8 protein-coding genes and 1 pseudogene are annotated in these 7,848 nt (G+C 67.2%); 6 read left to right on the top strand and 3 right to left on the bottom strand.

Annotated elements, in window-relative coordinates; translation table 11 throughout:
- Positions 1–146 precede the first annotated feature (146 nt).
- From BJG92_RS04225 to BJG92_RS04200, 6 genes are all read left to right on the top strand, one after another.
- Entirely contained in the window at positions 147–857 is a 711-nt protein-coding gene (locus BJG92_RS04225; RefSeq protein ID WP_232082817.1) for a glycosyltransferase family 2 protein, read from the top strand.
- A 2-nt stretch (positions 858–859) separates the two neighbouring features.
- Complete coding sequence (locus BJG92_RS04220) at positions 860–1,543, top strand: DUF2064 domain-containing protein (protein WP_232082773.1); 684 nt, start codon at positions 860–862, stop codon at positions 1,541–1,543.
- Positions 1,540–2,247 carry a bifunctional 2-polyprenyl-6-hydroxyphenol methylase/3-demethylubiquinol 3-O-methyltransferase UbiG gene (locus tag BJG92_RS04215; protein WP_232082772.1) on the top strand — a complete coding sequence of 236 codons (708 nt, stop codon included), beginning with the start codon at positions 1,540–1,542 and terminating at the stop codon, positions 2,245–2,247. Before BJG92_RS04220 ends, BJG92_RS04215 begins: the two co-directional genes overlap by 4 nt.
- Complete coding sequence (locus BJG92_RS04210) at positions 2,244–3,716, top strand: glycosyltransferase family 87 protein (RefSeq protein ID WP_232082771.1); 1,473 nt, start codon at positions 2,244–2,246, stop codon at positions 3,714–3,716. Before BJG92_RS04215 ends, BJG92_RS04210 begins: the two co-directional genes overlap by 4 nt.
- Positions 3,717–3,786: 70 nt before the next feature.
- Positions 3,787–4,665 carry an MTAP family purine nucleoside phosphorylase gene (locus BJG92_RS04205; protein WP_232082770.1) on the top strand — a complete coding sequence of 293 codons (879 nt, stop codon included), beginning with the start codon at positions 3,787–3,789 and terminating at the stop codon, positions 4,663–4,665.
- Positions 4,665–5,726 carry an NAD(P)-dependent oxidoreductase gene (locus tag BJG92_RS04200; protein WP_232082769.1) on the top strand — a complete coding sequence of 354 codons (1,062 nt, stop codon included), beginning with the start codon at positions 4,665–4,667 and terminating at the stop codon, positions 5,724–5,726. The genes BJG92_RS04205 and BJG92_RS04200 overlap by 1 nt, the downstream gene beginning before the upstream one ends.
- Before the next feature lie 63 nt (positions 5,727–5,789).
- Here the strand turns inward: BJG92_RS04200 and BJG92_RS04195 are convergent, their stop codons facing one another.
- The 3 genes and pseudogenes from BJG92_RS04195 to BJG92_RS04185 form a co-directional block, all read right to left on the bottom strand.
- Positions 5,790–6,242 carry a hypothetical protein gene (locus BJG92_RS04195; protein WP_232082768.1) on the bottom strand — a complete coding sequence of 151 codons (453 nt, stop codon included), beginning with the start codon at positions 6,240–6,242 and terminating at the stop codon, positions 5,790–5,792.
- A complete protein-coding gene (locus BJG92_RS04190) occupies positions 6,239–7,441 on the bottom strand; it encodes a molybdopterin-dependent oxidoreductase (protein WP_232082767.1) in 1,203 nt (400 codons plus the stop codon). The genes BJG92_RS04195 and BJG92_RS04190 overlap by 4 nt, the downstream gene beginning before the upstream one ends.
- Before the next feature lie 109 nt (positions 7,442–7,550).
- Positions 7,551–7,848 (bottom strand): annotated as a pseudogene (locus BJG92_RS04185) (hypothetical protein); the annotation flags it as partial.

Genomic DNA, 7,848 nt, shown 5'->3' with positions numbered 1-7,848 from the left:
CAGGAAAACCTGCCGGAGATCTAGTCTGCACCGGCGGGAAGTGCCACGGTTCCTCCCTTGGAGGTCCGTGGCACTTTTCCATGTCCAGACCGACGTGGCCCCCGAGGAGTTCCCCCGGACGGCCTTAGTCTTGAAAGGTGACTGAAATGACCGAAGCCCGGGTTGATGTCGTTCTGCCGTGCTTGAACGAAAGGGGCGCCCTGCCGTGGGTGCTCGCACGCATGCCGGAAGGGTACCGGGCAATCGTCGTCGACAACGGCTCCACAGATGGTTCCGCTGAGCTCGCGGCGAGTCTGGGGGCCACCGTGGTCCGGGAGGAGCGACGGGGATTCGGCGCTGCCGCCCATGCTGGCCTGCTGGCCTCCACAGCCGAGTACGTTGCCTTCTGCGACTGCGACGGTTCGCTGGACCCGGCGCAGCTGCCGTCACTGATCGCCCCGGTCATGGGCGGCAGCGCGGATCTCGTGCTGGGGAGCCGCCAGCCGCAGCGCGGCTCCTGGCCCGTCCATGCACGCGTGGCCAATGTCGTGCTGGCCTGGCAACTCCGGCGCCTGACCGGTGAACGCGTGACGGATCTCGGCCCGATGCGGGCAGCACGCCGCCTCCAGCTGCTCTCCCTGGGGCTGCAGGACCGGCGCAGCGGCTACCCCCTGGAGATGTTCCTTAAGGCGAGCCTGCGCGGCTGGAACATCATCGAGCTCCCCGTGCCGTATGCGCCGCGGACGGGCAAATCGAAGGTGACGGGCACGCTCCGCGGGACACTCACCGCTGTGCGGGACATGTCTGTTCAGCTCAAGGCAGCCGCGGCAGCCCAGGGTTCCGCACCGGTCCTCAAGCGCACCGGTAACGAATCATGAGTATGCCCAACAACACCATTGATCTGACAGTGGCCGTCATCGCCAAGCAGTGTCTTCCCGGACAGGTCAAGACCCGGCTCAGCCCGCCCCTGACGCCCGAAGGCGCCGCTCACCTCGCGCAGCTGAGTCTCAGCCGCACGCTGGCAACCGTGCGGCTCCTCCCGGCACGGACCCGGCTCCTGGTCATGGACGGAACTCCGACGGCCGGTGACGCGGAGGACTTCACCGTGGTGCATCAGGCCTCCGGTGGCCTGGATGAACGGCTCGCCGCCATCTGCGATGGGGTAGCCGGTCCGCTGCTGATCATCGGCATGGACACCCCGCAATTCTCCGTGAACCACGTGGCAGCGCTGCTCGATGATTGGGGCACCGTCACGGCACGCCGTGACGCCTGGCTCGGACCGGCCTCCGACGGCGGCTTCTGGGGCCTCGCGCTCCGCCAGCCCGACGGAGCCCTGATCCGGGGCGTGCCGATGTCCACGGACACCACCGGGGCCCAACAGCACGCCAGGCTCTGTGCCGCCGGCCTCAGCGTCGGGATGCTGCCCGAACTGCGGGACATGGACTACTTCAGTGATGCACACGCGATCGCGGCCGAGCTTCCCGGCACCGCCTTCGCGCTTGCCGTGGAGACAGCCGCAGCCATTGCCCGCGGCGTCGTTCTTACCGATGAAGCACGCCCGTGACGGCGAGTGGCTTGGCACCGCTGGATCTCTTTGGCCAAGGGCGCCGCGAGCCGTACGCCCGGGCCCTTGCGGAGGGATCCGGCACCCTGACACTGCGCCCTGACAGCGAGCACCACGCAGCAGCCCCTGTGGACTTCGATGTCCGCAGCTGGTGCGAGGAGGCCAGCGCGCTGGAGAGTTCGCTGCTGCGCAGCCTTAACGGGCCCGTGCTCGACGTCGGCTGCGGTCCCGGCCGGCTGCTGGTCGCTGCCCAGCGAATGGGCCTGACCGCCCTCGGCATCGATACCAGCGCCGAGGCGGTCCGCCGCGCACACGGTCGCGGAGTCCGCGCGCTCGAACAATCCATCTTCGCGCCTGTTCCCCAGGCCGGCCACTGGCAATCCCTCATCCTGCTCGACGGGAACATCGGGATCGGCGGAAGCGTCACATCCCTGCTGCGCCGGTGCCGGCAGCTCATTGCGCCGCAAGGGACTCTGCTGGTGGAAGTGGAAGCCGACGAAAATCTGGACACCGTCTATTCGGCCGTGTTGGAGGACGCAACCGGAAACGAAAGCGAACCTTTCCGGTGGGCCAGAACGGGCATCGGGGGTCTTGAGTCCCGGGCCGGGCGGAGCGGGTGGACCGTGACGTCCATCCAACACCTTCAGGGCCGCGTCTTTTGCCACCTCTCACCCGCCAACGCGAGGGACAGGATCACAGCGTGAGCACCGCCGCACCCTCCCCCGCCCGTGAACCCGGAAACAGGGCGGGGACCTACATGGCGCTGGCCGTGCTGTTCCTTGTGGGCGCGGCCGTGCTGTGGTGGATGGTGCTGCCGGGAAATCCCTTCGAATCCGCGCCCATCGTCGGTACGTGCATCTCGTGGCTCGTGCTGCTCGGGGCGTTGGGTGTCCTCAGGCGCTTTCCACAGCGTCACATCGGCGCCGTGATCGTTGCGGGCACGGTATTACTCGGCGCTGTTGCGGTGAGCGCACCGCCCCGGACCAGCAACGATTCGGCCCGCTACGCGTGGGACGGGATCGTTCAGAAGGCGGGAGTCTCCCCCTATGCGCATGTACCTGTTGATGAGACGCTGGCGGCCCTGAGGCCGGGTTGGCTGTTCGCGCCCGGCGCTTTGGACAACAATGGGAGGCCGGCGTGCGCCAAGGACCTGTTTGGCACGGAGTCCGTCGCCGCCTTTGGCTATCCGTCCGGGGCTCCGCTGTGCACGGCCATTAACCGCCCGCACGTGCCCACCATCTATCCGCCCACCGCGGAGATCTATTTCTTCGGGGTGCGGGCGGCCGTTCCAGATGGGGTGGGATACCTTCCGTTCCAGCTGGGCGGGCTCCTCATCAGTGTCGCCGTGACGCTTATGCTGCTTCGCGCCCTCGGCACACGGGGCCTTCCCCTCTACCTGGCCGCAGTGTGGGGGTGGAGCCCGTTCGTGCAGCTTGAGGCCATCAACAACGCCCATGTCGACCTTCTGGGCGGTGCCCTCATTCTTGCCGCCGGAATGCTGCTGGCAGGGGGAAAGCCGCTGCGCTCCGGCATGGCCTTCGGAGCCGCGGTGGCAACGAAGCTCATTCCGGTCATCGCGGCCCCCGCGTTGTTGTTCAGGCGCCCGGCCCGGTTCATCGCCGCCGCAGTGGCGACCTTCGCGCTCCTCTATGTGCCCTATCTGGCCGCCGCAGGCACCGGTGTCCTCGGCTTCCTGCCCGGCTACCTCAAAGAAGAGGGCTACAGCCAGAGCGGCGGGATCCGGTTCGGGCTCGCTCAACTCGTCGCTGCCGGCCCCTGGGTCCCGGTCGTGAGCGCAGCGGCCCTGGCCGTCGTTACGCTCACGGTGTTGCGGCGGACCACGGCGGCGAACCACTGGGAGCAGCAGGCGGCAATGATCGGACTGACGCTGCTGATCGTCAGCCCGAATTACCCCTGGTATGCGCTGATGCTGTTGCCCTTCGTCGTCCTGGGCCAGCGGTGGGAGTACGTGGGAGTAATCCTCGCCCTGGACGTCATCTACATGGTCCCCTCGGTCGCCCCCTATAGCGAGCCGCTCAACCAGGGTGTCCTGCTGCTGGCGGCCGCCGCCATCGCAGCAGGGGCGTGGCTGCGGCGCCGCGGCGGGCTTTCACTGGCCGCCCGCCAGGGGCTCCAGGCGGAGGCGGTCCACCCCGCGGCCGGAGCACGATGACGGCTATACCGCTCGCCCAGACACGAACAGACAAGTTCCGACAAGTTCCGACAAGTGGCAGGATTTCACCATGGATAGACCATTCCCCGGCACCCCTCACACCCGCATCGGCATTATCGGCGGATCCGGCACCTACCGGCTCCCAGGAGCAACGGTGCGTGCCACCGTCGACGTCGACACGCCCTACGGGCGGCCCTCAGGGCCGGTGACGTTCGCTGACGTCGCCGGGCAGAGCGTGGCTTTCCTCCCCCGTCACGGCGGGGAACACTCGCTTCCGCCCCAGAAAATCAACTACCGGGCCAACCTCTGGGCCCTCAAGAGCCTCGGAGTCGAAGCGATCCTCTCGTCCTCGGCCGTGGGCGGACTGCGGGAAGGATTCGGGCCCGGGACCTTCGTCGTCACGGATCAACTGATTGATCGCACCTGGGGGCGAGCGGACACATTCTTTGACGGCACTGCGGCCGACGGCGTCGCCCCCGCCGGCGTCCAGCACCTGCCGGCGTCCGAACCGTTCTGCCCGACGCTGCGTTCGCATCTGCACGCCGCGCTGGCGGCGCACAGGCTGCCCAACGCCCCGCAGGGAACAGTGGTAGTGATCAATGGGCCACGATTCTCCACACGAGCCGAGTCGCAGTGGTATGTCTCCGGCGGTGCAGACATCATCAGCATGACCCAGTACCCCGAACCCGTCCTCGCCGCTGAGCTAAACATGGGCTTCGCCAATCTGGCCTTTGTTACTGACTCCGACACCGGGCACGACGGCTCTGAGCCTGTGACGGCAGGCGCGGTCTTCGCGCGGCTGAAGAATGCCCAGGAAAGTGTACTGGCCGTCCTCGAAACGGCCGTCGCCGCAATCAGTGACGGCTACTCCGCCCGGCCGCTGATGGACCAGGAGGCCGTGCGCAGGATCATGGCGCTGCCTCCGGTGCGCGTAGCAGCGGGGGCCTGATGAAATTCCTCGTCACCGGCGGCGCGGGCTTCATCGGCTCCCACGTTGTCGAAGCAGCCCTGGCCAGAGGCTGGACCGTGCGGGTCCTGGACTCGCTGGACCCCGGACTCCATCCGCACAAACCCGTCTTTGACCCCCGAGTGGAACTGATGACCGGAGATGTGACGGATCCGGCCACGGTTGACGCGGCGTTGCAGGGAATCGACTCGGTTTGCCACCAGAGTGCGAAAGTCGGCCTGGGCGTGAGCTTCGCCGATGCGCCGGACTATATCCGCAACAACGATTTCGCGACGGCCATCCTGCTTGCCGCCATGGAACGCCACAGCATCACCCGGCTGGTTTTGGCCTCCTCGATGGTGGTGTACGGCGAGGGCGCCTATGCCGACGCCGGAACAGGCCTGCCGGTCAGGCCAGGTCCGCGCGCGGAGGCTGATCTGCGCGCCGGCATCTTTGATCCCCGCAATCCTGAAACCGGGGCGGTCCTGGTCCCGGCCATGATCACGGAGGGCGCTGCGCTGGACCCGCGAAACGTCTATGCCGCATCCAAGCTGAGCCAGGAGCACCTTGCAGCTTCGTGGGCCCGGAGCACCGGCGGCTCGGCGGTGGCCCTGCGCTACCACAACGTCTACGGACCCCGGATGCCCAAAAACACGCCGTATGCCGGCGTCGCCTCCCTGTTCCGTTCCGCACTGGCCCGCGGCGAGGCGCCGCGGGTGTTTGAAGACGGCGCCCAGCGCCGCAGCTTCATCCACGTCAGGGATGTGGCGGCAGCAAATATCGCCGCCGCCGAGTCCCTGTCCGACGGCGGCGGCCCGGGCTTCCGCGCCTACAACGTCGGCGCGGACGAGGTGCGGACGATCGGCGAAGTGGCGGCCGCGCTGAGTACCTACAGTGCGGGTCCTGCTCCGGTGGTCACCGGGGAATACCGGCTGGGGGACGTCCGCCACGTCACAGCGTCCTCGGAGCTGATCAAGGCTGAACTTGGCTGGGCGCCGGCCGTGGGGTTCGAGGACGGCATGCGGGAATTTGCCACGGCCCCCCTGCGCGGCGAGCAGGTCTGACCAAAGCCGGGGCGTCTGGGCTTCCGGCAGCGGCAACGCTGCCGGAAGTGCCCAGCCACCGCGCTAGCGACGAATGCGTCCTGGCAGGCTGGCGCGGCGTTCCAGCGCGAAGATGGCCGCTGCGGACGCGATCGCCAAGACTGCCAAGAACCACACAAGGGATGCCGCGTAGTCGGCCTCGAGGACTGTGGTGCCCCGCGCAACGGACTGGGCCTTCACCAGGATCGCTGCGACCAGGGTCACTACGGCGCCTGTCAGCAGGGTGCCTCGGAGCACTGCGGCCGACACCGGCTGCAGTGTGGATCCGGCCCGTGTCAGGCCCGCGCCGGCGAGGGTGGAGAGGGGCACAATAACGCCGTCATGGATGAGGACCGCAACAGCCATCCACGTCAGCAGGCCGATCAACTGTGACGGCCCCAACTGCGTGGGCAGGCCCAGCAGTCCGTAGCCCAGCAGTGACACACCCACGGCGCCGAGCACCGCGCGTGCGACTCTGACACTATCCGACGCTTTCACAAGACCTCCATGCTTTGCAGCCATTTGGTTTGCAGCACCCCGGGCCGCCCGGGGGCGATTATTCTGGCCGGGTATCCGTGATCCAGGTCGAGTACCGAGCCGTTGAGTTCCAGGGCCACGAGTGTTTTCTCGTCCCGGGCGTACTCTGGGGCCATGGTCATCAGCCGGTAGGCGCCCTCTGGTTCCAGGCTGGTGAAGCGGAGGGTGGATCCGGCCGGAGCCCCCACTGCGTTGACCAGGTCCCGCACCCTGACCCCGCGCCATGCCGCCGTCTGGCTCCAGCCCTCCACGCACGCGATGGGAAGTTCGTGGGTGTGCTGGGGCAGCGCTTTGAGTTGCGCGAGGCTGAATTCACGGCTGGTGGCTCCATGGCGAACCTGGAGGGACCAGCCGGCCGAGTTGGCCAGCTCAGTGACGTTGGCAGCGGCAGCGGTCCTGTTCACCGGCACCCCCTGCGGTCCCGTGCCCATTTTGCGCGGGGCGAAGAAGTTCAGCGGTGCGAGCCAGGAAAACGACTGTCCCGCCGTCGTCAGGACGACGGTCCCCGTCGCCGCCGCCACGCCCGTCAGGAATGCCCGACGGGACCAGCGCCCGGGACTGGCGGCGCCGGAAGACTTCTCGACGCCGGGAACACCGCCGTCGGCCGCCCCTCCCGCTACCTCCTCCGTGGACCGCGCACGCCAGTGCGAGGCTATGACCGGAAGTTTGACCGCTACGTGCAGCAGGAGCGATCCCCAGATGACCCATGCAAGCCAGTAATGGGTCTCGCGAAACGGAAACGGCCAGGGATACCACTTGTAGGTGTTGATCAGCCCGGTGGTCAGCTGGACCAGCGACGAGCCAATGAAGAGGGCAATCGAGGCACGCTCCAGGCCATGGACCAAGGACTTAACCGGCGGCCATTTGAGCAGCTCGGGGTACACGGACCACAGCTTGGCCAGCAGCAAGGGAATCGCAGCGATGCCGGCCGTCACGTGCAGTCCCTGGGTCAGCTGGTAGATCCACGACGGGCTGGTGGGAAAGAACATCCAGGACGGCGGATTCTGGAGTCCGTGGCTGAAAAGGCCCGTGAGGAAGCAGATGGTGAAACTGATCCCGAGCCAGCGGCCGACGACCACTGTCAGACGTGAGCTGCGGGTTGGGGAAGCGAACCTCGCGGCCAACGCCTCGGTGAGCTTCTGCGGGTTGGACTTCAGCATTTCTTGATCACTCCACCATTCCGTGGCCCCATGGACCAGCCTAGCTTTAGAGCCGGGAACGCCACGGACCCTTCGGATCCGTGGCGTACCTGGCTATTTTAGTGGGGTGTTACTTGGTGTTGACGGTGATCTTGGCGATGCCGACGAGCATGTCGGCTTTCACGGCGTCGGTCTTGAAGGTTTTGTTCAGCAGGCCGGCGGCGGTGTCGGAGATCAGCACGCGGGTGCCTTCCAGGACCGCGGTGTCGCCGGCCTTCGCGAGGGGCTTGAGGGTGGAGCCGTCCAGGTTGAAGATGTAGGCCTGCTTGGCCGCGACCGTGCCGTTCACCGCGACGTCACCGTAGAGCTTGGAGGTGCCCGGGTCGATGGTGAAGTTGGTCAGGTCCACCTTGGTGTCCCCGGCGGTG

This window comes from Arthrobacter sp. SO5, assembly GCF_020532805.1.
GTDB lineage: Bacteria > Actinomycetota > Actinomycetes > Actinomycetales > Micrococcaceae > Arthrobacter.
Note: the sequence above shows the minus strand (reverse complement) of the source record. Positions and strands in the feature narration are given on the sequence as shown.

What these genes read in the sequence shown, in the direction of transcription:
- BJG92_RS04205 (WP_232082770.1), top strand. Translation starts at nt 3,787, where the DNA reads ATGGATAGACCATTCCCCGGCACCCCTCACACCCGCATCGGCATTATC.
- BJG92_RS04225 (WP_232082817.1), top strand. Translation starts at nt 147, where the DNA reads ATGACCGAAGCCCGGGTTGATGTCGTTCTGCCGTGCTTGAACGAAAGG.
- BJG92_RS04220 (WP_232082773.1), top strand. Translation starts at nt 860, where the DNA reads ATGCCCAACAACACCATTGATCTGACAGTGGCCGTCATCGCCAAGCAG.
- BJG92_RS04190 (WP_232082767.1), bottom strand. Translation starts at nt 7,441, where the DNA reads ATGCTGAAGTCCAACCCGCAGAAGCTCACCGAGGCGTTGGCCGCGAGG.
- BJG92_RS04200 (WP_232082769.1), top strand. Translation starts at nt 4,665, where the DNA reads ATGAAATTCCTCGTCACCGGCGGCGCGGGCTTCATCGGCTCCCACGTT.